Below are 26,931 nucleotides of genomic sequence, written 5' to 3'. Positions count from 1 at the left end.
ACGAGCGCAGGACCTCTAGTGCCAGATCGGGCTGAGGATGGTGGCGCGGCCTCCGATGACCCATTCGGTGACGAGCAACTCGCCTGTCGCCAGCGCAGCGATGCCATGCGGGCTGCGCAATTGGGGAAGGGTGAGGTCCGGCGCGGTGACCTGATCACCGGCCCGAGCGTTGGGCCAGACTGTGTCCGCTGGGACCGACGCGTCGCGTACGCTCGCGATAATGTCCGCGACCCGGTTCACCCCGACCACTGCGGCGAACAGTTCTGATACCCACAGGATCTCGCCCGCAATCGTGAGCCCCGAGGGGGAGGTCAGAACGTCGTGGCCGAACGTGTCGAGATACTCCCCGCCCAGGGTGAGCGCGACGATGCGATGGTTTCCGCGGTCGGCGACGAGCAACCGTGGCTCGGCACCGCGCGGGTCGACGACCAGCCCGTGGGGGGTTGAGAGCATGGTGCCGCTGGCCGAACCATCCGTGGTCCAAAGCAGCGTGTCGTCGTCGAAGGCGTGCACCAGGTTGTCGCCATAGCCATCGGCGACCCAGACACGACTGCCGTCGGTCGCGACCGCGGTCGGTCTCCAGGAGACGGTTGGGGGTTCGAGCTCGCGCGGTAGGGCGCCGCCCAATCAACGAGCACGACCCGTCCAGACGTTGTCCTTACCGACAGGACGCCATCGCGATCGTGCTCACCACGCCAGCCGAATCGACTCGATGGATACCGCGCCCGTCCGCCGCGCCAAGGTAAAGGATGTCATCGGGTCCCACCGCAGCGCCAGGGTGTGCGAAATACGGGGAGCCGGCGTCCGGAAGTGTGATCGGAGTCCACGCGAAGCGCACGGTCAGTGCGGCTCCGCGGGCAGCCAACCTTCTCCGCAGGCACCTCCGTCGACAGCCTCGGTGACGATGATCTCGTCACCGCCTGGGGTGAGGAGCGGGTTGTAAAAGCGCGCGATTTCGGTGCTGGTCTGCGGCACATAGTGGAAGATCAACGAGCGCCGGAAGCGATCGTTCGAGCGGTTTGAGAACGAGCCGTGGACCATGCTGCCGTGGAAAAGCAGCACGTCACCGGCGCTCATATCAGTCTGCTCGGCAATCATGCCATCGGGAAGCCGCACCTCCACGTTGGTGAAGGACTCGGCCTGGTCTGCGTCGTCCGGGCACACGAGTTCGTAGCGGTGGGAGCCGGGTACGACTTTGAGTCCGCCGTTCTCACCATCGCAGTCATCGATTGCGATCCACACCGCGATGCAGGTTTCCGGGTGAGCCTGCAGGAAGAGGTTGTCCTGGTGCAAGGCTTGGCCGCGGGCACCCGGCGGCTTGAAGTAAAACATCGACTGGGCGCCAAAGACCGGACCCATAATTTCAGTGACTTTAGCCATTATTCGGGGGTCGAGCATCCATTTCCGTGACAGTCGCCCGACCTCGAGCTCGGGGCTTCGGTGGGGATGCACGAGCCGCGGGTAAAGCTCGAGGGGGTCACCCTCTGGCACGTGGTCGTCGTAGCCAACAGACCGGTCACGAGCGAGTTGGTTCATGAACGCTTCGCGGATTTCGGCGACTTCAGCCGGGTTGAGCATGGAACGGATGTGCAGCACTCCAAGGCGATCGAACTCTTCCGCGAGAGAGGCCTCGGTGTCATGGATAATATTCAACATACGAGATAGCTTTGCCCGTATACCGTTGTATTCCCATGTAACTTCATGCGCGCTTTATGGAAGATGCTGCTATGCGTACGCCGGAATCGCGCGAGGAAAGCATGCATCCTGTCGTGCACCGGCTCACTCCCGGCTACTTCAACGAGGGTCCCGAGTACTCCACGTGGCGGACCAACGGCACCACGGATTACCTGCTTATTCACACCATTGCCGGATCGGGGAGGCTTGGTGAGATCAGCGTGGGCGCTGGCGATGCCGTGCTTCTGCGGCCTGGCGTCCGCCACGACTATTCGACGGCCGAATCAGCGACTCGGTGGGAGTTCGCCTTCGCGCATTTTCACCCCCGTGCCGACTGGATGCCGCTGCTCGAGTGGCCTGCCGCCACCGGAGGCGTTTGTGTGCTTCACACCGAAGGCGAGCTGCACCATCGGGTTACAGCGGCGTTGCGATCCTGCGTGCGCGCGAGTACCGGTGGCCTTCCTCGAGCCGAGCTCTTCGCCGTGAATTCGCTCGAGGAGGCGTTGCTATGGCTCGATACACAGAACCCGCTGACCTCGCTGATGGATGAGCGCGTGCTGCGCGTCATTGAGCACATCGGCGCCCACATCGCCGAGCGGCTCGGCGTGGTTCGGCTAGCTGAGGTTGCACACATATCGCCCTCGCGGCTCACCCGCCTCTTCAGCGAACATCTCGGTGTCAGTCCTCAGCGCTATGTCGAGCGAGAGAGGATGTTGCTCGCCGAGCAACTCTTGGACCTTACCAACCGGCCTATCGCCGAGATCGCAAGGGAGGTCGGCTGGGATGACCCGCTTTACTTCTCTCAGCGGTTTCACCACTTCGCCGGGGTCAGTCCGAGCACATACCGCCGCGACGGACGTCTGGCCGCGCCCCTCAGAACAGTTGAGGGCACGGCCACCTCTCGTGAAACGTTACAATGAGGGCGCGCAGCGGAAGTCTGGCTGTTCGTCCTTTCACAAGAGAGAAGCATCCATGTCGCACGGCCTCGTTCCTGGCGAAATCCGCCGCTCCGTAGGCGAGCACTTCGCCGACCGCGCTGTCTGGCTCCCTGGCGTGGTTGAGGGGGATACCCACGTTGGCTTCCGGGTGAACTTCGTCCTCGCCTCGGCGGCCGACGTCGTCATTGACGTGCAAGCGTCCGCCGACTTTCGGCTGTGGATTGACGGTGAGACCTTCGTCTCAGGGCCGTTCCGGTATGCGACAGCGCTCCCGGAGTTCCATCGAAAGCTTGTGAGGCTAGAGGCTGGAAGGCACACCATCGCGGTGCAGGCGACGGGAGGGCGCCTACGGAACCGAGTCTTTGCCGATCTGCCGGGGTTTGTGTGGGTAATGGCGACCATCGCTGGCACACCAATCGAGTTGAGCTGGAAGGCGCGCCAGCTGTGGGAGTACGCCTCCACTGGCCTCAGGGTGAGTCCTCTCCTGGGGTGGATGGAATGGCGCGACGCCGCGCTCGATCCGACTTGGAGAGTGGAGGAGCCAAGTATTGATTGGACCGATGCCCGTCCGGTCCTCGAACTCCGGGACTTGTTAGGCCCGTCGACGCCGGGAGTAGTGAGCCTTCCCAATTGGCCAGTGGTCACCCCGCTCGAGATTGCGAGCGGAGAATACAGAGAGACATTCACCGGATACCGTTGGGATGACCCGGCGATGCAATTCGTATTGGCGGACCGCTCGCCCACCGAGGATGCCGACGGCGTCTGGTTCCTGTATGACGTGGGCCGTATCCGCATCGGGGCACTTGAGTTCACAGCGCAGGTCGAAGAGGAAACCTATGTAACCATCGCCTACGGCGACCGGCTGAGCCCTGACGGTTCGCTCGCACCGGTGACCGGTCTTGCAACCGGCCCGACCCGAATGATCCAGCACTACCATCTCCGAGCCGGGAGCGAGAGGCTGGAGCCGCTCCAGTCGCTTGGAGCCCGCTATATCGAACTCCGAGTGCACTCGACGCGGCTGGTCAGCGTGAACGACCCGCAGTTCAGGGAGCGCGACTTTCTGGGACAACAGGTGGGCTCTTTCACCAGCGGAGATGCGCTTCTCGATCGCATCTGGCTGGTGGGCGCCGATACGCTCCGCGGGAACGCTGAAGATGCCTTGGTCGATTGCATTCGTGAGAGAGCCGAATGGATTGGAGATATCGTCTCGTCGAGTATCGACCTGTTGGGGGTCGCGTGGGGCGATCTCGGACTGGTGCATCGCGCCCTGCTGCACGCAGCGGCGGGCGCGAATGATCACGGGCTAGTGGCCGGCTGCGGCCCCGGTGATCTCATCTACGTCGGCACCTACGCCGCTCAGTGGATGGCCGCGTGCTTACAGGTGAGCGAATACACCTCTGACCTCGCGCTGCTGCGCGAACTCGAAGACTCCGCGGCGGCGAACATTGCGGAACTGGTGCGACTTGTCGCTCCTGACGGAAGCAACTCGCTCCCTTGGCCATTTGTGGACTGGGGTTATGAGCCCGCGGCGGATGCTCCCGACGTTGCGGCGCTGTGTCACGTTCTCCTGGGGGTGAAGGCATTCATCAAGTGGCAGGTCCTGCTGCACGGCGAGTGCCACTCAGAGTGGGAGACGCAAGCATCGAGGCTGGAGCGCCTTATACGCGCGGAATTGTCCGACAGTTCGAGGGGGATCGGATACCACGCGGCGACCATGGGTTTCTTAGTGGGAGTGCTGGCTGCAGAGGTCGCCGCGCCCATCATCCTCGAACACTTCGAACGCGGATTTCCGTTTGACCCGGACGCCCCGCGGCTACGCGACCCCGGCAGGGTCGACCCCTCTACTGTTACGCCGTACTTCACGAACTTCTCGATGCGAGTGCTATTCGAAGCGGGGGAGACGGACGCCGTCCTGGACTTGTGGCGTCGCGGCTGGGGTTGGATGCTCGACCAGGGAGCGACAACGTGGTGGGAGGTCTTCGATGATCGCTGGAGCCACAGTCACTTCTGGGGAAGTGCCCCGACTTGGCAGATGTCACGCTACCTCCTCGGCGTCTAGCCGACTTTCGACCCCGAAATACCGACCGTCGAGATCCGTCTGTACCCCGGTTCCTTGCCGCACGCGGAAGGGCGGGTAGCACTGTCAGCGCACACGTCGATCGGCGTGTCCTGGTGCCGCACCGCCACGGGAATCGAGCTCGTCCTCGACGCGCAAGCGCCGATCGCTGTCCGCGGCTCTGGCAGGAACCGTCTCCTCGACGCCGGTCACCACGTGCTCGCGCTGGAGTCGATTGACGGGGTCTGCTTCCGTTGAACGAGATTCCCGAGGCCGGTCGCGCTTGGTGAGGCTGATGATGGCGTGGCGCCAGGTGGCACCCGCGATGTCAAAGTGTTGGGGGAAAAAGCGCCCTGAGTCACGGAGCGCGTAGTGACAGCAGAGGTACCCCCCCCGATTTCCTGCTGGACCCGATCTCCCACCCCCTGGATGCCACGGTGGCGAGGTCCTCCGCAGTGGACTTGGTGGTATACAGGATCGCGGTGAGTAGCCGATCTAACTCGGGATTCTCCCTCCCGTCATCGATTGTGTAGTCGATCACCCGCACCATCAACGGCGCCATCCTGCGCCTGTCGGTGCCCGACGTGGGGATGATCAGTGCCAGCCAGGGCCCGTCGGCGCACACCGTGGTCCCCGGCTTCAGCCTGCCGACCAGATCCCGGGACAACGCGATCTCCGACTTCGTGCGCGGCCCGATCTCTGCATCGAGGATGGCATGGGTGCCACACTCGGCCAACCCGACCAGCCGGCCCTGCGGAAACGTGGCATACTCGCCCCAGATCAACGCCGGACGGCCGAAGAAGTCGACATTCGAGGGAGTGTCAGGCAGATCCAGGTCCGTTCCATCAATCGCCACGAGCCTCCGCCCCGCTAACAAGGAACCCCGGGTCTCCGGCCCGGCCAACGGGATTACCATCCTCGTGAACACGTCAATCACGCCATCAGCCGAGCCGGCAGCGACCGATTGCGCTGCGCGGTCCGCCCGGCATCAGCAAGCACCTGCTCCACGACCTCAGCAGAAAAGACCCGCGTCAGCAAACCGCCAACTACCCTTCCATCTTCTTCGACGACGATAGCGGTCGACGAAGAATCCTGGCCCATCTCAACCGCACCGAGGGCCGCCATGCGCTTGCCCGAGATATCTTCCGCGGCTACCGCGGTCGCCTTCGCCAACGCTGCGGAGAGAGTCACAATGACCGGCTCGATGTCCTCGTACTCGTCGTCACCGAAATCGTGCGGTGGAACGTCCGCTATATCGACACCGTCTCGGACGAGCTCCGCGGGGAAGGGCAACGGTCGGCCGACGATGTGAAAGTCTTGTCGCCCCCGGCCATGAACTCGCCAACTTACTCGGGCGATGCCAATTCAGCGTGCCGGAGCTTCCGCCCCACCGACTTCACCCGCTGCGCGTTCCGAACAGCCAAGACTCAACGACCGAGCCCGCGACCGACGCGTTCGTTCCACTGCCACTGGAACCGCGAACTGTTCCGTCGTGGCGGGCTGCTATCCAGCGATGTAGCCGAGGTCGCAGTAGTCGGCGTCTCAGTAGCCGAGATTGGCAGCGAAGTCGCCGCCCTCCAGCCGCGCCTTCACTGCGACGAGGAATCGGGCCGCATCCGCACCGTCGACGATGCGGTGATCGTACGAGAGCGCGAGGTACACCATTGAGCGGATCGCGATGGCATCGAGGCCGCCACTCGAGACGACGACCGGCTTCTTGGCAACGATTCCCGTTCCGAGGATCGCGGACTGGGGCAGGAAGACAATCGGGGTATCGAACAGAGCGCCACGTGAACCGGTATTGGTCAGAGTGAAGGTGCCTCCGGCCAGTTCGTCCGGCTTGAGCTTATTGTCGCGGGTGCGGGCGGCCAGATCGGCAATCTGCGCGGCCAGGCCGGCAAGATCGAGTGAACCGGCATCCCGGATCACCGGAGTCAGTAGCCCACGCTCCGTGTCGACAGCGATAGCCATGTTTTCCTGCGACGGGTACACGATCGAGTCCCCATCGATCGTCGCGTTGATAATCGGGAAAGCCCTGAGGGCCTCGGCGGCGGCCAGCGCGAAGAACGGCAGGAACGACAGCTTCTGGCCAGTCTTGGCCAGAAACTCCGCCTTCACTGCATCGCGGAAGTTGGCGACGATCGTGACGTCAACCTCGACCACCGAGGTGAGCTGTGCCGAGGACTGCATTGAGATGACGGCTCGTTCCGCGATTACCTTGCGGAGACGCGACATCGGAACGCTTGTGCCGCGGAGAGGTGAGGTCTCGAGGGCCGCCGCCGGAGCTACTGGTGCCACATCGGCAGAGCCGACAGCGGTGGCGATCTCACTCTGGACGGCGAGCAGGTCTTCCTTGCGGATGCGTCCCCCAACGCCAGAACCGGTGATCGTGGAAAGGTCGATGCCCTTTTCGTTAGCGAGTTTGCGCACCAGCGGGGTGAAGTAGCCCGGTTTTGAGTCGAGGGCCGGAGCGGCCGGTGCTGGGGTAGCCGGTGCTGGAGTAGCCGGGGCAGGAGCAGCCGGGGCAGGAGCAGCCGGTACTGGGGTAGCCGGTGCCTCCGGTGCGGTGGTGGCGGCAGGCGGCAAAGCGACGGGAGCGACTGCGACGGGAGCGACTGCGACGGGAGCGACTTCGACGGGAGCGACTGCGACGGGCGCCGCTGCGACGGGCGCCGCTGGCGCGTGTTGTTCGGGCGCAGGGGCGTACGGGGACGGCGCTTGAGCTACCGGCTCGGCGGCTGCAACCGGCGGCTCCTGTGGAGGATCGGGGATCTGCTCAGGGAGGGCAACGGGAGCTGCCACGGGTTCAACAGTGGCTGGTATGGCTGGGGCTGGTACGGCGGGGGCTGCTACGGCGGGGGCTGCTACGGCGGGGGCGGGCGCTACCTCTGCGGCGGGCTGAGCATCCTCCGGGAGAGTGGGTGTGACAGCCTCGGTGGCATCTGCCGCCGGTACCTCCGGGGTCGCATCCGTGGAACCGGATCCATCGCCGATGGTCACGAGGGGAGTACCCACCTCGACGGTCTCGTCCTCGGCCACAAGAATGGCTTCGATCACACCGGCGATTGGCGAAGGGATTTCGGTGTCGACCTTGTCGGTAGAGACTTCGAGCAGCGGCTCGTCCACCTCGACGCGGTCGCCCACGTTCTTCAACCAGCGGGTTACCGTGCCCTCGGTGACACTCTCTCCGAGTGCCGGGAGGTTGACGGATTCGCTCATCAGTGATGCTCCTTTAGACCAGTTCTATTTACTTAGCTTAGTTTGAGTACAGTGCGCTCCTCGGAGCGACGCTTACATCGCGTGAAGCGGTTTTCCGGCAAGCGCCAGGAAGGCTTCCCCGAGCGCCTCGTCCTGCGTGGGGTGCGCGTGCAGCAGCGGAGCCAGATCTTCCGGGTAAGCCTCCCAGTTGACGACAAGCTGGGCTTCACCGATGAGTTCGCCGACGCGGGCTCCGATCATGTGCATACCAACAATCGGCCCATCGTTCACCCGTACGACTTTGATCGAACCAGAGGTGCCAATGATGTGACTCTTCCCGTTGCCGGCGAGGTTGTAGTCGTAGGTGGTCACTTTATCGGCGCCGTACTTCTCCTGTGCCTTGGCTTCGGAGAAGCCGACCGAAGCAACCTCTGGGTCTGAGTAGGTGACCTTGGGAATGTTGAGGTCGTCGATCACGATCGGGTTTAGTCCGGCGATCTCTTCCGCCACGAAAATGCCGTGTTGGAAGCCGCGATGAGCGAGCTGAAGGCCGGGAACGATGTCTCCCACGGCATACACATGGGGAACGCTCGTCAACAGTCGGTCATTGGTTATGACGAAACCGCGATCCATCGTGACACCGACTTCTTCATATCCGAGGTTTGCGGTCGCGGGCCCCCGACCGACGGCCACGAGCAAAAGCTCGGCGGCGAAAGTCTGACCGTCTTCGAGCGTCACGACGACCCCGTCGTCGTTCTGGGTCACACTTTGAAAGCGGATCCCGAGGCTGAAGCTGATCCCGCGCTTACGGAACGCGCGCTCGAACTGCTTGCTGATCGACTCGTCCTCATTGGGAACAAGGTGCGGGAGTGCCTCGATAATTTGAACGTCGGTACCCCAGGACTTCCAGACGCTCGCGAACTCGACGCCAATCACGCCGCCGCCGAGCACGAGCACCTTTTTCGGCACAAAGTCCAGTTCTAGCGCCTGTTCAGAGGTGATGACGCGGCCCCCGATCTCGAGACCGGGCAGTGTACGCGAGTAAGACCCGGTAGCGAGGACCACGTTTTTGCCCACGATGGTGTCGTCGCCGACCGTGACGGTGTTGGCAGCGGTGAGACGACCTTCACCCTCAACTACCGTGATGCCGCGAGCCTTGATCAAGCCCTGGAGTCCCTTGTATTTACTGGCGACGATTCCCTCGCGGTAGGTCGTGACCGCGGCGATGTCAATACCCTCGAACGTGGAGGTGACCCCGTATTTCGCGGAATCGCGGGTAACATCCGCAACTTCGGCGGAGTGGAGCAGCGCTTTGGTCGGGATGCAACCGACATGCAGGCACGTACCGCCAACCTTGCCCTTCTCGACAAGGGCTACCGACAACCCCAATTGGCTTGCTCGCAGTGCGGCGGCATATCCGCCGCTTCCCGCTCCGAGGATGACTACGTCGAAGTTTTGCTCAGGCACCCGGCGACTCCCTTGGGTCTCTTTGGCTTTTGCGTTGGTCCGGCTCACGAAGGTGGGCTGCGGACCTGTGCAGACCGATTATTTTCCGGCCATAAAGACCTTACTACGAGAGCGAAATCTCCTCGGCCAGCGCGATCAGTGTTCGCACAGCCACACCGCTTGGACCTGGGCCAACGAAGCCGTAGCCGCCGCCAGCATTGTGGGCCGGCCCGGCGATATCGATATGCGCCCACGGGATACGTCCGGCTGTGGTGTCAGCGCGGGGTCCGATGAATTCCTGCAAAAAGACCCCCGCGAGCAACATTCCCGCAGCAGTGTTCCCGATCTTCGCATTCGCGATGTCCGCGACATCCGATTTCAGCATTGCTCGAAGTTCTCCGGGCAGGGGCATCGCCCAGAATTGCTCACCGACGGCGCGCGCCGTCGCTGTCACCTGGCCGACGAGACTCTCGTCCCCCATCACTCCTGAATACCGGTCGCCGAGTGCAACGCGCTGGGCCCCGGTGAGGGTAGCGATGTCGATGATCGAATCCGGAAACTCCTCACTCGCCGCAACGAGGCCGTCTGCCATCACGAGACGCCCTTCCGCATCGGTATTGAGCACTTCCACCGTCGTTCCACCGCGAATCGTGAGTACGTCGTTGGGGCGCACGGCAGAGCCCGACGGCATGTTTTCTGCGAGACAGAGCCAGGCGGTGAGGCGGATGTCGAGGCCGAGCCGCGCCGCAGCGAAGACCACGGCCATCACAGTGGCCGCCCCGGTCATGTCGTACTTCATGCCGACCATGCTGGCCGGCGGCTTGAGTGACAGCCCGCCGGTGTCGAAGGTGATGCCTTTGCCCACCAGGGCGATGTGTTGGCGCGCGGTAGCAGGGGAGTAGCTGATCTTCACCAGCCGGGGGCCACGGCTGGAGCCCTGACCGACGCCGAGAATACCGCCGAATCCTCCTGCAAGAAGTTCGTCATCCGCAAGCACATCGATGTCGACGGGAATGTCCTCGGCGAGTTCGAGCACCGCGTCGGCGAAGGTCTCGGGGTAGAGGTCCGAGGGCGGCGCGTTGACAAGATCGCGTACCGAGTGGATGGCGCCAGCAACAATTGCGGCGCGGGCTACCAACTCGTCGTCTGATTCGATTCGGGCCGCAAAGGTTGTCTCGCTGGCGATGGTGATCTCGGGGGCAGGCGGCTTTGTCTTCCCGAGGGACGTTGACCGATACGTCGTGTAGGCATATCCGCCGATCGCCGCGCCTTCCAGCACGGCAAGAAGCTCTGCGGATGACGTGGTGGGCAGAGCGATCACGAGAGAGGAGACGCCTGTAATGCGACGAGCAGCCGTTCCTGCGGCGTAACGCAGGTTGTCGGCTCCGGGTGCGGAGCTGCCGAGCCCGACGAGCGCGATGCTGCGAGCGTTGCCGATTGACGTGGGTAGGCGCACCAGTTCGTCTGCGCCACCGGTAACGCCGATCGCAGCGAGACTCGACGCGAGCTCGGCGAACGTAGCGTCAGCCCAGAGCAGCTTGGGGCCGTCATCCGTGTCACGAACCCCCAAAACGAGCACATCTGTGTCGAGGGAGAGAGGAGATTTGCGAGCGATCGAGAGGAAGGGAACCGTCATTTTGCCATCGTATCCGCCGACCTCGCCGCTCGACGCCTCGTCCCGGTTGTGGTGTTCGCTACGGGCACCAAGCCAGGAGGGCGCCCTCCGCTCTGCCGCGCGCACGCGGCGATTAGAGTTAATGCATGCAGAATTCCGACGGTCTTTACGAGCTGAATCCGGCCGTTGACGACGTTCCGGAAGGGCTTCATCTCGTCGCGGGCCTCACTGGGTTTGCCGACGCAGGTTCGGCTGTCACCCAGTTGAGCGAATATCTCGTGACCAGGGTGGATCACCGGGAGCTCGCGACCTTCGACGCCGACATTCTCTTGGACTATCGCGCTCGTCGTCCCACGGTCTATTTCGATCAGGACCACCTCGCTGACTATCGGCCCCCTAAACTCGCGCTATATCTCGCGACCGACGAGATCGGCCAGCCTTTTCTCTTCCTCACCGGGTTTGAACCCGATTTTCAGTGGGAGCGATTCAGCGCGGCGGTGATACAACTCATCGCGCGCTACAAGGTCAAGACCACGACCTGGGTACACGCCATCCCGATGCCTGTGCCCCACACCCGCCCCATTGGCGTGACCGTGAGCGGAAACCGCACCGAACTCATCGACGCGATGTCGATCTGGAAGCCGCGCACCCAGGTACCGGCCAATGCTTTGCACCTGGTTGAGTACCGTCTGCAGCAACAGTTGCACCCCATCGCGGGTTTCGTCTTGTTGATTCCCCATTACCTCGCTGATACGGAGTTTCCGGATGCCGCGGTGAAGGCCTTGGAGACGATCAGCGCCGCCACCGGGCTCATCTTCCCCACTGATTCCCTTCGCGAGGACGGCCGTGATTTCCTCTCCAAGATCGACAGCCAGGTCGAGATTAACCCGGAGCTCGCGCGCCTGGTGGGAAGTCTCGAAGAGAGACACGATTCCTATATGGAGGGCAATCCGTTACGGTCGCCACTCACCGACATTGACGGCGAACTGCCCTCGGCCGACGAGATCGCTGCGGAACTCGAAAGCTTCCTCGCCGCCCGCCACAACGGCGAAGACAACGAGCCGTTTTCTCGCTAGTGTGCGCTCCGCCGGAGGGTGAGGTACCCCGGGCTACAGTGGACAGGTGAATTCGCGGCGGTCCTGGCTTGTTTGGAGCGTCGCGGTTTTCGCGTACATCGTTGCGGTGATGCAGCGGACCTCCCTTGGTGTCTCCGGCATAGAGGCCGCTCATCGCTTCGATATCTCTGCGTCGGCGCTGTCGAGTCTCGCCGTGGTGCAGCTGGTGGTCTATGCCGGTCTTCAAATCCCCACCGGAGTCCTGCTTGATCGTGTGGGGCCCAAGGCGTTGATCTCTGTCGGTGCGGTCTTGATGCTCGGCGGTCAGCTCACTCTCGCCGTCGCACCGTCGATCGGCATCGCTATTTTCGGACGCATCCTTGTGGGTGCGGGCGACGCGCTCACTTTCATCTCCGTGATCCGTTTGCTTGCTTCCTGGTTCCAAGGCAGACTCCTTCCCCAGGTCTCCCAGTGGACCGGAAATATCGGCCAGCTTGGCCAGGTGCTCTCCGCAATTCCGCTTTCCCTCCTGCTGCACCAATACGGGTGGACGCCAGCCTTCCTGTCTGCGGCAGCCCTGTCTCTCATCGCTGCGGTGCTCGTCATCATGCTCCTGTCCAATGGCCGCGTCCCCATCCGAGTCGCGGAGGAGGCTGGATCCGACCGCGCCGCTAGCTGGCCGGCAGCCTTTCGACAGTTGCGTGAATCCCTCGCTCGCCCGGGCACGCAGCTCGGCTTCTGGTCGCACTTCGTCACCCAGTCGTCGGGAACTGTGTTCTCCCTGCTCTGGGGATTCCCAATGCTCACCGCCGGGCTCGGCTACTCGCCGGGCGCGGCGTCGGGGCTGCTCACGCTCATCGTCGCGGCCGGAGTGGTGAGCGGGCCGATACTGGGCATTCTCACCGCTCGTTATCCCCTGCGCCGCTCCAATTTGGTGCTCGGCATCGTGTCGATGATCGGGATTGTTTGGTCGACGGTGCTGCTCTGGCCGGGTCATCCTCCCGGGTGGCTTGTGGTCACGCTCGTCATCGTGCTCGGCATCGGGGGTCCCGGTTCTCTCATCGGTTTCGACTTTGCGCGCACATTCAATCCGATGCGAAGTCTCGGCTCGGCGAGTGGAGTTGTCAACGTCGGTGGCTTCCTCGCGAGCTTCGTGATGATGTACCTGATCGGGCTTGTTCTCGACATAGCGGATACTGCACGGGTCTCTGGGGGTGGTGCGAGCGACGTCTTCGCCTGGGACTCCTTCCGAATCGCGCTGCTCGTGCAGTACCTCGTGATCGGCGCCGGAACGGTGTTTCTCATCCGGGCGCGGCGACGCACGCGCCTCCAATTGCACGCCGACGAGGGAATAGAAGTGGCCCCGTTGTGGGTTTCACTGGCAAGGTCGTGGACACGCCGCACGCGAAAAGGTCGCTCTATATAGCGATCTAGTCGAATTGGCAAGGGTGATCGTGAATCCGTGCAATAATTGCGGTAAGGCCCGTTCAGATTCTTACACTTCGTAGCCAGTTGCAATGTGCGAAGCGCAAAGACTTGACATGGGTCTTAGTGCTGCCCGAAAAACCCGTTGGATCAGCGCAATGGGCGAGAGTAGTCCTACCAGTGATGGGCGTGTAACGCCTAAAGAGAAACTAGTGAAAGGTGTCCAGATGGCCACCCAAACCAAAACCTCCGCGATTGCGGAAGCGGAAATCACCACTGGGGTCAATGTCGACCTCGCCAATACCGCCGTCGCGCCCGGAAAGAAGACGGCGACGCCCGTGAAGAAAGCGGCTCCCAAGACCGCCGCTGCGAAGACCGCCGCTGCGAAGGCCCCGGTTGCGGCGAAGGCCGCGATTAAGAAGGCGCCGGTCAAGCGTGGAACGAAAATAGCGGCACCCGAGGACGAAGAGGGTGGCCCCGACGACGAAGCAGAAGCAGAAGTCGTCGTCGTAGAAGACTCTAAGGGTGACGATTCCAAGGACGACACAGCTGAGGACGTGGACGACGAAAAGGAAGCCGCATCAGCCGAAGTGCTGCCGTCGGGTGCGCTCGTACTATCCCTAGTGGATGACGAAGACGAGGTACCGGTCTACTCGTCCGCCATCACCGGCGCGACTGCCGACCCGGTCAAGGACTACCTGAAGCAGATCGGGAAGGTCGCGCTGCTCAACGCGGCGGAAGAGGTCGAGCTCGCCATGCGTATCGAGGCCGGACTATTCGCCGAAGACAAACTTGCCGACATGACGCCAGCAGAGCTCAAGTCGCAGCTCGGTCGCGAACTCTCGTGGGTTGCCAAGGACGGGCAGCGGGCCAAGAGCCATCTGCTCGGTGCAAACCTCCGGCTGGTTGTCTCGCTCGCCAAGCGCTACACCGGCCGCGGAATGCAATTCCTCGACCTCATCCAGGAGGGCAACCTCGGTCTCATCCGTGCCGTGGAGAAGTTCGACTACACCAAGGGCTTCAAATTCTCGACCTATGCCACGTGGTGGATCCGACAGGCCATCACCCGCGCCATGGCGGACCAGGCCCGCACCATCCGTATCCCGGTGCACATGGTCGAGGTCATCAACAAGCTCGCGCGCGTCCAACGCCAGATGCTTCAGGATCTGGGTCGCGAACCCACTCCTGAGGAGTTGAGTCGCGAGCTCGACATGACCCCGGAGAAGGTCATCGAGGTCCAGAAGTACGGTCGCGAGCCGATCTCCCTCCACACGCCTCTCGGCGAGGATGGCGACAGCGAGTTCGGTGACCTCATTGAGGACACCGAGGCGGTCGTTCCCGCGGACGCCGTTGGCTTCACGATGCTGCAGAAACAGCTCGAGTCCTTGCTCGACTCGCTCTCCGAGCGTGAGGCCGGCGTGATCCGCATGCGCTTCGGACTCGGGGACGGCATGCCGAAGACGCTCGACCAGATCGGCGACACATTTGGGGTCACGCGCGAGCGTATCCGTCAGATCGAGTCCAAGACAATGGCGAAACTTCGGCACCCCTCACGGTCGCAGTCACTGCGCGATTACCTCGAGTAAACCGCGCTGTGAGCCAGTCACAATCGAGTACGGCACGGCAGCGTGTACCCAACGGGCTGAAGTACTTCCTTCCGGTTGTCGCGGGGAAGGCGGTGCGCGCCCTCGCGAAGCTTCGCGGTGGGGGGTCCGCCTTCCCCGGCTACGTCACGACGAAGCTCGCGCCGAACTTCCTCCGGGATGTCACGAGCCAGTTTCGTTACGGCATCGTCTACGTCCTCGGCAGCAACGGCAAATCCACGACGACTCATATGCTGACCGAGGTACTGCGTTGGCACGGTCTGAAGGTCTTCACCAATCCCTCCGGGGCTAACCTGCCGCAGGGCATCGCGTCGTCGATCCTCGGGGAATCCAGCGTGCTCGGTCGGCTCGATGCGGACATCGGAGTGCTCGAGGTGGATGAGGCGTTTGCGCTTGAGTTCGCCGCCGTTGTGCCTCCGTCCACCGTGTTGGTGCTCAATACCCAGGTCGACCAGCTCTACCGGTTCTATGAGACCGAGCGCGTCGCTGACATGATGCTCGACACGGCCCAGCAGGCATCTCTGCACGTCGTGACCAATCGCGAAGATCCCTATCTTTCGAAGATCGCTCGACGCTACTCCGACGGGGACCAAACAACCGCGCCGGACATCACCTACTTTGGGGCGTCGCGGGAGGTCATCGCAAGTGCGCCCCATGGCCTGTTCAACGCCACGGATTACCGCGATGCCACCGTCGCGCCCGAGTCTCATCATGCGCTGGCAGAACTGGTGGCTACCGATCGCGTGGGAGCGAAAATCATCGTCGACGGCACACCGGTCGACGTGACCCTTCCGGCCAAGGGCCTCCACTACGCGATCGACGCGGCGGCGGCGCTGGCCACGGCGGCGGTCATCCTCGGAGATCGTTTTGATGGTGCGTCCTCGGCCGCGGCGTTCGCCGCGATGAAGCCCGCTTACGGCCGGGGCGAGCTGCTCGACTTCAGAAACCGCGATGGCGTCAACGAACAGGTCGAATTCGTGATGTTCAAGAACGCCGCGAGCCTTCAGCTCAACCTTGATGCGCTTCCAGAGCCTCCGCAACAGGTGCTGCTCGCCATCGACGAGGGGACGCCTGACATCTCCTGGATCTACGACATCGACTTCGCCGCGCTCGACCACGTCGACGTGATTACCGGTGCGAAGGCCTGGCAGATCGCCCTACGTCTTGAGCACGAAGGAATCGCCATCGGCGCTGTCGAACCCGACCTCAAAAAGGCGATCGACATCATGCGTGCGCTTGCTCGGCCGTCAACGGGGCTCAAGACCTGGATCGTCAACTATGAGATTATGATGCTTGCGCGGAAGCAGATCGGTTTCCTCGAAATGGAAAACCAGCGATGAGCGACCTGACAATCGTGCAGCTCTATCCCGACGAGCTCGGCGTGGCCGGTGACCGGGGTAATGTCATGGCATTGACAGCCCGACTCACGCACGCTGGGCATTCCGTTACTGTCGTCGCCCACGAGGTTGGATCTAAACTCCCGACGGATGTAGACCTTGTCATCGTCGGTAACGGACCGCTGTCGGCGATGCGAAACATCCATGCCGACCTGCTGGCGAACGGTGACCGGCTTCGCGCGCTCCGCGCGAGCGGCGTGTCGGTGTTCGCTTACGGGTCCGGTGCCGAGCTACTCAGCCATTCGATCACTCTCATCGATGGCACCTCGCTCGAGGGGCTCGGCATCCTGCCGTTCTGCGTGACACGCATTTCCACTCGTGCGGTTGGCTATGTGATCGTCGGTTCGCCGTTTGGCCAGATCGTCGGGTTCGAAGACAATGCGTCTCGCTGGACACTTGATACCGGCGCAAAGCCCCTCGGCATCCTCGACGCCGGAAGCGGCAATGGCGAGGGTTCGATCGAGGGCGTCCTCGACACGGGTACCGTCGGCACCGTAGCGAGCGGCACGATCGCAATCGGTACGCAGGTCGGTGGCCCGGTATTGCCCCTCAATCCGCTGATCACCGATGCGATCATCGCGTCGATCGGTAAGCGCCGTGGATTCACCGTTGTTCAGTCAGAGCTGAACGAAAGCCTCGAGCACTACGCCACGCGGGCCCGAGAAGTGATCATCGCCCACGCGAAGCACGTATTCTCAAGGATCTAGGTTCTCGAGCATCGTTTGTTCAGTCCGAAAGGTGACGATACTGCCCGTTTCACGCATTCACAGTGCGAGCATCGATCTCTTGGCGATCCGCGACAACGCGGCCGTGCTCGTTCGCCGGGCCGGTTCTCGAATCGTCGTGGCCGACGTCAGGGCGGATGCCTACGGTCATGGCCTCACTGCGGTGATTGGCGCCGCCGTCGATGGTGGTGCCGGTGCACCTGACATCGATTCCGCCGCGTCGTTGGGCCCCGATGCGAAGTTCGTTTCTGCGGGTTCGGCTCTCTATGGACTTTCGCCGGATCTCGAGCTGAAGCCGGCGATGCGGGTCAGCGCTTTGGTGGTGGGCACAAAGACCATCGACGCCGGCGAAAGCGTCTCTTACGGATATACCTGGACCGCGATCTCGCGCACCAATCTCGCGCTCGTGGGAATCGGATATGCCGATGGCCTGGATCGCATCGCGAGCAACAGAGGATCCCTCCGACTCCGTGGAGCGCTGCGTCGCATCGTCGGTCGCGTGGCGATGAATGCCCTTGTGCTCGATATCGGGCAGGACTCGGCACTGATCGGTGACGAGGCGGTCGTTTTCGGGGACCCTTCCACTGGCGAGCCTGCCGTCTGGGACTGGGCGAAAAGCCTCGGGCGCCCGAGTGCGGAGATCGTCTCCGTCTTCGGCAGTCACCTGCCTCGGGTGTATCGATGAATGGGCCAACGGCCACGATCGACCTCCCCGCCTACCGACGTAACCTCGCTCGGCTCGCGGAGAGGGTCGCTCCGGCCGCCCTGATGGCCGTCGTCAAAGCGGATGCTTATGGGCACGGTCTCCTGCCGGTTGCGCGCGCGGCCGTCGCGGCCGGGGTCGCTTGGATCGGTACCCTCGACATTGAAACCGGCCTCGAGTTGCGGGAGAACGGTATCCCGCGCGATGTGGCCGTGTTCACCTGGCTACTCGGGCCCAACGAGGACTACAGCAGGGCGATCGAGGCCGAGCTTGACTTCGGGGTCTCGACACTCAGCCAGTTGGAGGCGATTGCGCGGGCCAGCGTGTCCGGTCGGGCGCGGGTGCACCTCAAGATCGACACCGGCCTTCACCGAAACGGCGCCAGCATCGAGGACTGGCCAGGCCTGGTGACTCGCTCGCTCGCGTTATCTGACCGCATCGAGCTCGTCGGTATCTGGACTCATATCGCGGAGGCATCCGACGGCGACGACACCGTGGCGATTGAGCGGTTCCGCTCGGCGATCGCGGTCGCGGAGAGACTCGGAACGAGCGTCACCGTGCGGCATCTTGCGGCCAGTGCCGCCGCGTTCGGTCGCGCCGATTCTCGGTTTGACCTGGTGCGGATCGGCGCCTTCTCCTACGGAATCTCGCCTGGCGGGGGGGTCAGCCCGTCTTCGCTCCGGCTCGAACCGGTAATGACGCTTACCGCACCGGTAATCGCGAAGGAGGAGGGCCTTGCGACCCTCGGAATTGGTTACGGTGACGGAATCCCCAGCTCGGCTGTGGGCACGGTGCAGGTCTCGATTAACGGAGCGCGATTCGAGGTCGTCTCGGTGCAACTGGACCGGCTGACGGTGGACACAGGGGATTCCCCCATTCAACTCGGTGATACTGCAGTGCTCTTCGGTAGCGGCACGGCCGCTGAGCCGACGCTACAGGAGTGGGCAGACCAACTCGGCACGATCGGCGAGGAGATCGTCACCCGCCTGAGTCCGCGCATCCGCCGCCGCTTCCTCGAGTGACGTCTCATTCGCTAAGAGGAGACAACACAGCGCCCCCGGTATAACCGAGGGCGCTGAAAGATCACGGGCGGAAAATGAAATCAGGAGCGGTTGCCCTGAAGCAGGCGGTCCGACTCGTCGTGCCAGTTGCTAGCGATGGTCGCTAGCTTCTCCTGGTACTTCTTGCCGTGGTGGGCGCAGAACAACAGTTCGCTTGAACCGATGGCGACTCGGATGTACGCCTGCGCGCCACAGCTGTCACAACGGTCCGATGCGGTGAGCTGGTGGTTTGCGTCGAGCATTTCCACCGACGTCGTGTCGGGTGCACTCTGAGTCATGAGTTGCTCCTCGTTTCCTATCAATAACTTGTTCCTCCTATACAAACACGGCTGTGTTGAATCACGACGACAAAACCTGCGTATTTCGCTGTACGCGTACGCACCCAGTCGTGGGGGTGTCGGATGCCGGCGAGCGCATCCGCTGTCATTAGTGTTGAACCCGGCCCGGCCACCAACCATTCCCTGCTCTGACGATGACGGCGGCGCCACGAAGGAGATTCACGTGGCGAGCTCAGACTATTCCGCACGACACCTGTCGGTGCTCGAAGGACTCGAGGCCGTACGCAAGCGTCCCGGCATGTACATAGGATCCACCGACTCGCGGGGCCTGATGCACTGCCTGTGGGAAATCATTGACAATTCTGTCGACGAGGCGCTTGGAGGCAGCGGCGACAAAATAAGCGTCGTGCTGCACAAGGACAACAGTGTAGAAGTGCGTGATCGCGCCCGGGGTATCCCGGTTGATATCGAGCCGAAAACCGGACTTTCTGGAGTCGAGGTGGTGTTCACCAAACTCCACGCCGGCGGCAAGTTCGGCAGCGGTTCGTATGGCGCCTCCGGGGGCTTGCACGGAGTCGGTGCATCCGTCGTCAATGCTCTCTCAGAGCGCCTGGATGTCGAAGTTGACCGCGATGGCAAGACTTGGGCGATGTCATTTCACCGTGGTGAGCCCGGCATCTTTGCCGACACCGCCGAGGGGCCGAGAGTGGACGCGGTGTTCACCCCGTTCGAGAACAAGAGCGAATTGCGCGTGGTCGGCAAGGTAGCTCGCGGTGTCACCGGCACCCGGATCCGCTACTGGGCGGATCCGCAAATATTCAGCCGCGGTACGACCTTCCAAACGGAGGAGCTCGCGGCCCGTGCGCGTCAGACCGCATTCCTGGTGCGTGGCCTCGGCATCGACATCACCGACGAGCGTGGCGCCGAGCCCACCCATGAACTGTTTCGCTTCGACGGTGGCATCGCTGAGTACGTCGACTTCCTCGCCCCGGACAGTGCCCTCACCGAGACCTGGCGAATGACCGGCTCCGGCACGTTCCACGAGACCGTTCCCGTGCTCGACGACAAGGGCCACATGGTCGCAACCGAGCTTGAGCGCGAGTGCGAGGTCGATATTGCCCTCCGCTGGGGCACCGGGTACGAGACGGTGTTCCGAAGCTACGTGAATATCATCGCCACCCCGAAGGGCGGCACTCACCAAGCCGGTTTCGAAGCGGGAATGCTCAAGTTTCTCCGCGCGCAGGTCGAACAGAACGCGCGACGGCTCAAGGTCGGTACGGGCGCGAACAGCACCGAGAAGATCGAGAAGGACGATGTGCTTGCCGGCCTCACGGCGGTGTTGACCGTGCGCCTGCCTGAGCCACAGTTTGAGGGGCAGACGAAGGAGATACTCGGAACTCCCGCAGTTCGAAACCTAGTCGCCGCAGTGGTGGCAAAGACCATGGCGGAGAAGTTCGGCTCATCGAAGCGCGACGACAAGACGCAGTCGGCTCTCGTGCTCGACAAGATTGTTGCGGAGATGAAGTCCCGCATCTCGGCGCGCGCGCACAAGGAAACCCAGCGACGCAAGAATGCCCTCGAGAACTCGTCCCTTCCGGCGAAGCTCGTTGACTGCCGAAGCTCGGATGTCGCCAATAGTGAGCTCTTCATCGTGGAGGGCGACTCGGCGCTCGGAACGGCGAAGCTGGCCCGCGACAGCGAATACCAGGCCTTGCTCCCGATCCGGGGAAAGATCCTGAACGTGCAGAAGGCCACCGTGTCGGACATGCTCGGAAATGCCGAGTGCGCTTCGATCATCCAGGTGATTGGCGCCGGCTCCGGCCGCAGCTTCGACCTCGCGACCGCGCGGTACGGCAAGGTGATCATCATGAGCGATGCGGATGTCGATGGCGCGCACATTCGCACGCTGCTGCTCACTCTGTTCTTCCGTTACATGCCCGACATGATCCGCGACGGACGCGTCTACGCCGCGGTGCCGCCACTGCACCGGGTTATCGTGATGAATCCGGGTACGAAGCCGAATGAGACGATCTACACCTACTCCGAAGCCGAGCTCAACGGGGTGCTCGCCGGACTCAAGAAGGCGAACAAGCGCTACCAGGATCCGATCCAGCGTTACAAGGGTCTCGGCGAGATGGATGCCGACCAGTTGGCAACCACTACCATGGACCGGCATCACCGCACGCTCCGTCGCGTGCAAATCACCGACGCTGTCAACGCCGAGCGAGTGTTCGAGCTGCTCATGGGCAACGATGTCGCCCCCCGCAAGGACTTCATCATTGCGGGGTCGGACGGGCTGTCACGCGAACGCATCGACGTGTAGCCGGCGACGCATCCGTGAGGCTTGCCAATCGATCGGCCCCCGATTCGGTGTGCAGACCGGATTGTCCAGCGCATGGCGCTGTTGCGCGTGCAGGTTTCCGCACCTGTTGTGCACAGCCCTGTTGCGCATCCAGCCGTGTCGCGCATCCAGCCCTGTTGCGCATCCAGCCCTGTTCGAAATGCAGGATCGGGTGTGACGGGTGTTGCGGATGAGGCACTCCCGTCACTCCTGTCACGCAGAGTCCTGCATTTCGCGCGGCTCTGTTCACCGCACCAGCCAGTCGTGCCTACCTCTGTTCACCGCACCAGCCAGTCGTGCGTACCTCTGTTCACCGCACCAGCCAGTCGTGCGTACCTCTGTTCACCGCACCAGCCAGTCGTGCGTGCAGCCCCGTTGCGCATCCAGCCCTGTTCGAAATGCAGGATCGGGCGTGACGGGTGTTGCGGATGAGGCGCTCCCGTCACTCCTGTCACGCGGAGTCCTGCATTTCGCGCAGGATGTGTTCAGCGCGCCAGCAGGTTGCGCATCCAGCCGTGTTGCGCATCCAGCCGTGTTCGAAATGCAGGATCGGGTGTGACGGGTGTTGCGGATGAGGCGCTCCCGTCACTCCTGTCACGCGGAGTCCTGCATTTCGCGCAGGAGACGGCACCGGAGTTCGTACCGCGGGAAGTCACGATCGACGCAGCGCTCAACGGATCGGGGCGCCGATCGACTCGACGATACTCTCGAGCGGCGTGCCCGATGCGTCGCGTTTGGCACCGGCATCCGGAAGAGTCCGCACCCCGCCATCAGTTCCCACAGCGAGCGCTGGGGACGGCCCTGCCCACGCCACGGAGAGCATATCTTCGCCTCTGAGAAAGGCGTGGGCTCGCACACCACCGGTCGCCCGCCCCTTGCCAGGGAACTCGGACAGCATCGAGACCTTCGCCCGTCCGGAGTCCATCCCGGCGATAGTCGCGCTGCTGCTCGACACTGTCGCTACGGCGACCTCAGCTGTGGGGTCGACCGAGCCGAAGAAGATTACGGTGGCCTTCGCGCCAAGATTGATGCCAGCCATTCCACCGGCGGAGCGCCCCTGCGGTCTCACCGTCGATGCGGGAAAATGCAAGAGTTGCGCCTCCGAGGTGATGAAGAGCAAATCATCCGTCTCCGCGGACTGGCGCGCCCCAACCACCGCGTCCCCCGGCTTCAGCGCGATCAGCTCGAACTCGGGCCGGTTGGCCCAGTCTCCGGGAGTTAACCGCTTGACCACGCCCTGCCGGGTACCGATAGCGATCGCATCAGAGGATGTGAGCGAGACAAGCGCGAGCACCCGTTCCTTCTTGGCGTCGATAGCGAGGTAGTCCGAGATCCGCGTGCCTGCGGCGAGCTGGATCGAGTTCTCCGGTACGACCGGCAGGTCGACAGGCGTGAGACGGATGAGCCGCCCGAGCGAAGTGACCGCGCCGATCTCTGACCGGCTGGTCGTCACGATCGACGACAGGATCGCATCGTGCTTGGTGCGCCGGGCAGCGCGCTCCGGCAACTCCGAGGCACCATCGAACAGGTCGACACGGATGGCCCGCCCGGTCGTCGACAGGAACACCAGGCAGGGCGTGTCCGCGATCTCCAGCACGGCCGCGGCAGCCCGGGCGGCGACTGTTGTCCCGACCGGCGGTCGCGCCTCGGTGAGAAGTGTGCGGCGTGGGGTACCGAAGCGCTCGGAGACCTCCTCCAGCTCGTCGGAGACCAGCTGGCGCACGCGCTCTGGGCCGGTGAGCAGTTGTTCAAGGGTGGCGATCTCGGCGAGCAATTGGTCGCGCTCCGCCTCGAGTTCGATTCGAGAGAATTTGGTGAGTCGACGTAATCGCAGTTCGAGGATGTACTCGGCCTGGATCTGGCTGAGGTCGAAGACATCCATCAGCCGCACTCGGGCCTGCTCGCCGTCATCGCTCGCGCGGATCACCTGGATTACCTCGTCGATATCGAGGATGGCCACGAGCAGGCCTTCGACGAGATGCAGCCGCTCGTTCTTGCGCGCCAAGCGGAACTGGCTGCGTCTGGTGACGACGGAGATGCGGTGGTCGACATAGACCTGAAGCAGTTCACGAAGGCCAAGAGTCTTCGGCCCTCCATCCACGAGGGCGACGTTGTTAATATTGAACGAATCCTCGAGCGGGGTGAAGCGGTAGAGCTGCTCGAGCACGGCATCCGGGCTGAATCCGGTCTTGATGCCCACCACGAGGCGCAGGCCGTGTTTGCGGTCGGTAAGGTCCGTGACATCCGAGATGCCGTTGAGCTTCTTGGAGTTGACTCCGTCCTTGATCTTCTCGATCACCCTCTCCGCGCCGACCATGTAGGGCAGCTCGGTGATGATGAGTCCTGCCTTGCGTGCGGTGATGTTCTCGACGGATACTCGCGCCCGAGTGCGGAAACTGCCGCGCCCTGTCTCGTAGGCGTCGCGGATTCCGGAGAGGCCGATGATCGTGCCTCCGGTCGGCAAGTCGGGGCCGGGCACGAACGACATGAGGTCGTCGAGCGAGGCGTCCGGGTGCGCAATCAGGTGTCGTGCTGCGCCCACGACCTCGATGAGGTTGTGCGGTGCCATGTTGGTCGCCATACCGACTGCGATTCCGGATGCGCCGTTGACCAGCAGATTGGGGAAGGCCGACGGCAGCACCTCCGGTTGGGTCAACTGATTGTCATAGTTGGGCACGAAATTGACCACGTCTTCGTCGAGGTCCTCGGTCATGGCCATTGCGGCGGCGGTAAGGCGGGCTTCGGTGTAGCGCGGCGCAGCCGGCCCGTCATCCAGGGTGCCGAAGTTGCCATGCCCATCGATCAGCGGAACACGCAGGATGAAGCTCTGGGCGAGCCTCACCATCGCGTCGTAGATCGAAGCATCGCCGTGCGGATGCAGCTTGCCCATGACTTCGCCGGTGACCCGCGCCGACTTGACGTGCCCACGATCGGGGCGCAAGCCCATTTCGGTCATCTGGTAGAGGATGCGACGCTGCACCGGCTTCAGGCCGTCGCGTGCGTCCGGAAGGGCCCGGGAGTAGATCACGGAGTACGCGTATTCGAGGAACGACCCCTCCATCTCGGTGGAGACGTCGACGATATCGATGCGTTCCCCACGGGGCTCTGCGGTGGGGATTTCGGGAGTAGTCATAGGATTGCCCCCATGCTACCGGCCACCAAATCGCACCGGTTCAGCCTTGCCGATGTCGTTCCAAGTTCACTTCTCGCAATTTCTCACGAGGCGAACCCCCTGTCTCTCCCGCCGGTCGAAAAGGCGATCGTACTGCTCGTGGACGGCCTCGGAGCATCCGCTCTCACTGCCCGCGCCGGTCACGCCCGCACCCTTGCTCCGATGCTCACCGCGGCGTCCACGATCGGTGCGCGCTTTCCGTCAACCACTGCATCGGCGCTTGCCTCGCTCACCACGGGCGAGACCCCTGGGATCCACGGGCTCGTCGGGTATCGTGTGCTCGACGCGGTCAATGACCGCATCGTGAACCAGCTGAGCGGATGGGACGACCGCCTCGATCCGGCGACCTGGCAGCGGGTGCCAACGCTGTTCGAGAAAGCTCGGGATGCCGGTATCCCGAGTTTCGCGATAGGCGCCGAGCGCTACCGGTCTTCCGGATTCACCCGCGCGGTGTTGCGGGGGGCCGAGTATCGCAGTGGAGGGACGATGTCCGAGCGTTTCGACGAGGCGCGTCGTGTTCTCGACGAGATCGATCGCGGACTGATCTACCTGTACGTGCCCGAGTTGGACCAGGCCGGCCATTCCGCTGGCTGGCAGTCCCCGCTCTGGACGACTGCGCTGGAAGAACTTGACCGGTCTGTTCGCTCTTTCGTGCCGATGCTCGGCCGGGGTGAGGGGATGCTCTTAACAGCCGACCATGGGGTGCTCGATGTGTCGGAGCATTCCCAGGTGCTGTTCGACTCCGAGCCACGTCTCATCGACGGTATTCGTTTTATTGGCGGTGAACCCCGGGCACTGCAGCTTTACTTCGAGCCCGACGCCACGAGCGATCATCGCGCGACAGTGCTCGCCTCCTGGCGGGAGATCGAGGGCTCACGATCCTGGATCGTGTCGCGCGCTGAGGCGATTGAGTCGGGATGGTTCGGGCCAACGGTGGATTTTGAGGTGATTCCTCGAATTGGCGACATCATCGTCGCGGCACGCAAAAGCATCGCGTACTACGACTCGAGAGTTGTAACCAACACCGGCCGGAGCATGGTCGGCCAACACGGGTCCTGGTCCTCAGAGGAACTCGCGATTCCCCTGTTGCGATTCGGCGCGTTCGCCGCAGCACAGGGGGTGAGAGCTTAGAGGTCGTCGTCCGACCGCGCACCAAAGACAATCTCATCCCAGCTCGGCATTGCCGCTCGGCCCTTCCGCGAGGAGGCACGAGGCTGGAAGACATTCGGTTGGGGTGCGGTGTTGCCGGGGCGATCGTCGTTCTCGTCTCCGAACACATCGAGAGGCACGTCGACGAGGCGGATAGTGCCAGTAGACGGATGCGCAGACTTGGAATCCGAGCCCGAAGTTTCGTTACCGAAGCCAGCCGATTCGCGTTCCCCGCGTCGACGCCGGAGCGCCTCCAGCAGGTCTGCGGTCTGGTTGGACTCGGGCTCGTCGGTGACCGGCGCGCGGTTGATAGCCGCATCGGAGACGGCGGCGGGCGCGTCATCGAGGCGGCCGTAGGGGACTGCTTCGAGACGGGACACTCCCTCGCGACGGCCGCCGAGCGGGGCCGGCTCCTGCTGGGCAAGCTCCTCGTTGGTGAACGCGCCACTGTCGAAGCGTGACTGGTCGGGCTGGCGTTCTTCATCCCCGACGGCGCGCAGTCGGGGCACAAGGGCTCCGGAGGGGTCTCCCTGTTGGGAGAGGGTGATGGCTTCGTTATTGAGCGGGGAGAGCGCGGCTTTCTTTGGGTCGAAGCGCCAGCGGGCATCCCGCTCGGTCTGCTCGGTGTTGAAAGCGAGTTTCACGACCCAGCCTCCGCCGACCTCTTTCCAGCTTGCCCACCGCTCATCGATCGCCCCGAGATCGTAGAGACGCTCTCGGATTACGGTGCCGAAGGTTGACCCATCACCGAGGGGGTCAGTTTCCATAGCGGTGTGCACCGGCACACCGAGAGCAGAGTTGACGACGAACTCGCGCTCGGCGAGCACCGGTCCCTCGAACTTCCGGATGTAGTCGACCGGAACACCGGTGATGGATGCGACGTCCTGCGCCGACATCCCTGACCGGATGTGGGCCTGGATTTCGCGCGGCGCCAGCTTCCGCCCGGATCCTGGGTCCGGGATCGACTGTCGAAGTTTTGACTGCATCACTTCGTCGATGGCGATGCGGTACTTGGTACCTTCGTCGGATGCGACGAGGAGTGCGCCGTTCTCCACTCCGATGACTCTCAGGTCTTGCATACTGAACGCCTCTCG

The 26,931-nt window shown here is 63.1% G+C and carries 21 protein-coding genes and 1 pseudogene; 12 read left to right on the top strand and 10 right to left on the bottom strand.

What is annotated here, in order from left to right; genetic code table 11:
- Window positions 1-15: 15 nt before the first annotated feature.
- On the bottom strand, window positions 16-627 hold the full coding sequence (locus RCH11_RS10850) for a hypothetical protein (protein WP_327057004.1): 612 nt from the start codon (window positions 625-627) through the stop codon (window positions 16-18).
- Between the two features lie 213 nt (window positions 628-840).
- On the bottom strand, window positions 841-1,656 hold the full coding sequence (locus RCH11_RS10845; RefSeq protein WP_327057003.1) for a phytanoyl-CoA dioxygenase family protein: 816 nt from the start codon (window positions 1,654-1,656) through the stop codon (window positions 841-843).
- 71 nt (window positions 1,657-1,727) lie between these two features.
- On the opposite strand from RCH11_RS10845, the gene RCH11_RS10840 reads away from it, so the two are divergent.
- Complete coding sequence (locus RCH11_RS10840) at window positions 1,728-2,594, top strand: helix-turn-helix domain-containing protein (protein WP_327057002.1); 867 nt, start codon at window positions 1,728-1,730, stop codon at window positions 2,592-2,594.
- A gap of 52 nt (window positions 2,595-2,646) precedes the next feature.
- A complete protein-coding gene (locus tag RCH11_RS10835) occupies window positions 2,647-4,671 on the top strand; it encodes an alpha-L-rhamnosidase-related protein (protein ID WP_327057001.1) in 2,025 nt (674 codons plus the stop codon).
- A 355-nt stretch (window positions 4,672-5,026) separates the two neighbouring features.
- On the opposite strand, the gene RCH11_RS10830 is transcribed toward RCH11_RS10835, so the two are convergent.
- Window positions 5,027-5,524, bottom strand: a complete 498-nt coding sequence (locus tag RCH11_RS10830; RefSeq protein WP_327057000.1) for a hypothetical protein — start codon at window positions 5,522-5,524, stop codon at window positions 5,027-5,029.
- Between the two features lie 77 nt (window positions 5,525-5,601).
- Complete coding sequence (locus tag RCH11_RS18185; RefSeq protein ID WP_442789042.1) at window positions 5,602-5,769, bottom strand: transposase domain-containing protein; 168 nt, start codon at window positions 5,767-5,769, stop codon at window positions 5,602-5,604.
- On the opposite strand from RCH11_RS18185, the pseudogene RCH11_RS18180 reads away from it, so the two are divergent.
- Window positions 5,725-5,943, top strand: a pseudogene (locus RCH11_RS18180) (Tn3 family transposase); the annotation flags it as partial. The gene RCH11_RS18185 and the pseudogene RCH11_RS18180 sit on opposite strands and share 45 nt — an antisense overlap.
- Window positions 5,944-6,210: 267 nt before the next feature.
- Here RCH11_RS18180 and RCH11_RS10820 read toward each other — a convergent pair.
- The 3 genes from RCH11_RS10820 to RCH11_RS10810 all read right to left on the bottom strand — a co-directional run bounded on the left by RCH11_RS10820 (window position 6,211) and on the right by RCH11_RS10810 (window position 10,948).
- Window positions 6,211-7,887 carry a 2-oxo acid dehydrogenase subunit E2 gene (locus RCH11_RS10820; protein WP_327056998.1) on the bottom strand — a complete coding sequence of 559 codons (1,677 nt, stop codon included), beginning with the start codon at window positions 7,885-7,887 and terminating at the stop codon, window positions 6,211-6,213.
- Window positions 7,888-7,959: 72 nt separating this feature from the next.
- Window positions 7,960-9,333 carry a dihydrolipoyl dehydrogenase gene (lpdA, locus tag RCH11_RS10815; RefSeq protein WP_327056997.1) on the bottom strand — a complete coding sequence of 458 codons (1,374 nt, stop codon included), beginning with the start codon at window positions 9,331-9,333 and terminating at the stop codon, window positions 7,960-7,962.
- A gap of 103 nt (window positions 9,334-9,436) precedes the next feature.
- Complete coding sequence (locus RCH11_RS10810; RefSeq protein ID WP_327056996.1) at window positions 9,437-10,948, bottom strand: leucyl aminopeptidase; 1,512 nt, start codon at window positions 10,946-10,948, stop codon at window positions 9,437-9,439.
- A gap of 125 nt (window positions 10,949-11,073) precedes the next feature.
- Here RCH11_RS10810 and RCH11_RS10805 point away from each other — a divergent pair, with 125 nt between their 5' ends.
- From RCH11_RS10805 to RCH11_RS10775, 7 genes are all read left to right on the top strand, one after another.
- On the top strand, window positions 11,074-12,003 hold the full coding sequence (locus RCH11_RS10805) for a proteasome assembly chaperone family protein (protein WP_327056995.1): 930 nt from the start codon (window positions 11,074-11,076) through the stop codon (window positions 12,001-12,003).
- A gap of 46 nt (window positions 12,004-12,049) precedes the next feature.
- Window positions 12,050-13,408: an MFS transporter gene (locus RCH11_RS10800; RefSeq protein ID WP_327056994.1), complete on the top strand. Its 1,359-nt coding sequence runs from the start codon at window positions 12,050-12,052 to the stop codon at window positions 13,406-13,408.
- A gap of 91 nt (window positions 13,409-13,499) precedes the next feature.
- Complete coding sequence (locus RCH11_RS10795) at window positions 13,500-14,993, top strand: RNA polymerase sigma factor (RefSeq protein WP_327056993.1); 1,494 nt, start codon at window positions 13,500-13,502, stop codon at window positions 14,991-14,993.
- An 8-nt stretch (window positions 14,994-15,001) separates the two neighbouring features.
- Complete coding sequence (locus RCH11_RS10790) at window positions 15,002-16,351, top strand: MurT ligase domain-containing protein (protein WP_327056992.1); 1,350 nt, start codon at window positions 15,002-15,004, stop codon at window positions 16,349-16,351.
- Window positions 16,348-17,115, top strand: a complete 768-nt coding sequence (locus RCH11_RS10785) for a type 1 glutamine amidotransferase (RefSeq protein ID WP_327056991.1) — start codon at window positions 16,348-16,350, stop codon at window positions 17,113-17,115. The genes RCH11_RS10790 and RCH11_RS10785 overlap by 4 nt, the downstream gene beginning before the upstream one ends.
- 31 nt (window positions 17,116-17,146) lie before the next feature.
- The gene (locus tag RCH11_RS10780; protein ID WP_327056990.1) at window positions 17,147-17,818 is read left to right on the top strand and encodes an alanine racemase; all 672 of its coding nucleotides are present in this window, start codon (window positions 17,147-17,149) and stop codon (window positions 17,816-17,818) included.
- The gene (locus tag RCH11_RS10775; RefSeq protein WP_327056989.1) at window positions 17,815-18,858 is read left to right on the top strand and encodes an alanine racemase; all 1,044 of its coding nucleotides are present in this window, start codon (window positions 17,815-17,817) and stop codon (window positions 18,856-18,858) included. Before RCH11_RS10780 ends, RCH11_RS10775 begins: the two co-directional genes overlap by 4 nt.
- An 80-nt stretch (window positions 18,859-18,938) precedes the next feature.
- Here RCH11_RS10775 and RCH11_RS10770 read toward each other — a convergent pair whose 3' ends face one another.
- On the bottom strand, window positions 18,939-19,175 hold the full coding sequence (locus RCH11_RS10770) for a DUF7455 domain-containing protein (protein WP_327056988.1): 237 nt from the start codon (window positions 19,173-19,175) through the stop codon (window positions 18,939-18,941).
- 223 nt (window positions 19,176-19,398) lie between these two features.
- Between RCH11_RS10770 and RCH11_RS10765 the strand changes: the two genes are divergently transcribed.
- Window positions 19,399-21,498, top strand: a complete 2,100-nt coding sequence (locus tag RCH11_RS10765) for a DNA gyrase/topoisomerase IV subunit B (RefSeq protein ID WP_327056987.1) — start codon at window positions 19,399-19,401, stop codon at window positions 21,496-21,498.
- 688 nt (window positions 21,499-22,186) lie between these two features.
- On the opposite strand, the gene RCH11_RS10760 is transcribed toward RCH11_RS10765, so the two are convergent.
- Window positions 22,187-24,649 (bottom strand): DNA gyrase/topoisomerase IV subunit A, encoded by a 2,463-nt coding sequence (locus RCH11_RS10760; RefSeq protein ID WP_327056986.1) that lies wholly within the window; start codon window positions 24,647-24,649, stop codon window positions 22,187-22,189.
- Between the two features lie 12 nt (window positions 24,650-24,661).
- On the opposite strand from RCH11_RS10760, the gene RCH11_RS10755 reads away from it, so the two are divergent.
- On the top strand, window positions 24,662-25,819 hold the full coding sequence (locus tag RCH11_RS10755) for an alkaline phosphatase family protein (RefSeq protein ID WP_327056985.1): 1,158 nt from the start codon (window positions 24,662-24,664) through the stop codon (window positions 25,817-25,819).
- Here the strand turns inward: RCH11_RS10755 and sepH are convergent.
- Window positions 25,816-26,916 (bottom strand): septation protein SepH, encoded by a 1,101-nt coding sequence (gene sepH / locus RCH11_RS10750; protein ID WP_327056984.1) that lies wholly within the window; start codon window positions 26,914-26,916, stop codon window positions 25,816-25,818. The two genes, RCH11_RS10755 and sepH, sit on opposite strands and share 4 nt — an antisense overlap.
- Between the last annotated feature and the right edge of the window lie 15 nt (window positions 26,917-26,931).

This window comes from Glaciihabitans sp. GrIS 2.15 (genome assembly GCF_035984695.1).
Taxonomy (GTDB): Bacteria; Actinomycetota; Actinomycetes; order Actinomycetales; family Microbacteriaceae; genus Lacisediminihabitans.
Note: the sequence above shows the minus strand (reverse complement) of the source record. Positions and strands in the feature narration are given on the sequence as shown.

What these genes read in the sequence shown, in the direction of transcription:
- RCH11_RS10840 (WP_327057002.1), top strand. Translation starts at nt 1,728, where the DNA reads ATGCGTACGCCGGAATCGCGCGAGGAAAGCATGCATCCTGTCGTGCAC.
- RCH11_RS10755 (WP_327056985.1), top strand. Translation starts at nt 24,662, where the DNA reads ATGCTACCGGCCACCAAATCGCACCGGTTCAGCCTTGCCGATGTCGTT.
- RCH11_RS10775 (WP_327056989.1), top strand. Translation starts at nt 17,815, where the DNA reads ATGAATGGGCCAACGGCCACGATCGACCTCCCCGCCTACCGACGTAAC.
- RCH11_RS10785 (WP_327056991.1), top strand. Translation starts at nt 16,348, where the DNA reads ATGAGCGACCTGACAATCGTGCAGCTCTATCCCGACGAGCTCGGCGTG.
- sepH (WP_327056984.1), bottom strand. Translation starts at nt 26,916, where the DNA reads ATGCAAGACCTGAGAGTCATCGGAGTGGAGAACGGCGCACTCCTCGTC.
- RCH11_RS10845 (WP_327057003.1), bottom strand. Translation starts at nt 1,656, where the DNA reads ATGTTGAATATTATCCATGACACCGAGGCCTCTCTCGCGGAAGAGTTC.
- RCH11_RS10760 (WP_327056986.1), bottom strand. Translation starts at nt 24,649, where the DNA reads ATGACTACTCCCGAAATCCCCACCGCAGAGCCCCGTGGGGAACGCATC.
- RCH11_RS10835 (WP_327057001.1), top strand. Translation starts at nt 2,647, where the DNA reads ATGTCGCACGGCCTCGTTCCTGGCGAAATCCGCCGCTCCGTAGGCGAG.
- RCH11_RS10820 (WP_327056998.1), bottom strand. Translation starts at nt 7,887, where the DNA reads ATGAGCGAATCCGTCAACCTCCCGGCACTCGGAGAGAGTGTCACCGAG.
- RCH11_RS10805 (WP_327056995.1), top strand. Translation starts at nt 11,074, where the DNA reads ATGCAGAATTCCGACGGTCTTTACGAGCTGAATCCGGCCGTTGACGAC.
- RCH11_RS10770 (WP_327056988.1), bottom strand. Translation starts at nt 19,175, where the DNA reads ATGACTCAGAGTGCACCCGACACGACGTCGGTGGAAATGCTCGACGCA.
- RCH11_RS18185 (WP_442789042.1), bottom strand. Translation starts at nt 5,769, where the DNA reads ATGGGCCAGGATTCTTCGTCGACCGCTATCGTCGTCGAAGAAGATGGA.
- RCH11_RS10795 (WP_327056993.1), top strand. Translation starts at nt 13,500, where the DNA reads ATGTGCGAAGCGCAAAGACTTGACATGGGTCTTAGTGCTGCCCGAAAA.
- RCH11_RS10810 (WP_327056996.1), bottom strand. Translation starts at nt 10,948, where the DNA reads ATGACGGTTCCCTTCCTCTCGATCGCTCGCAAATCTCCTCTCTCCCTC.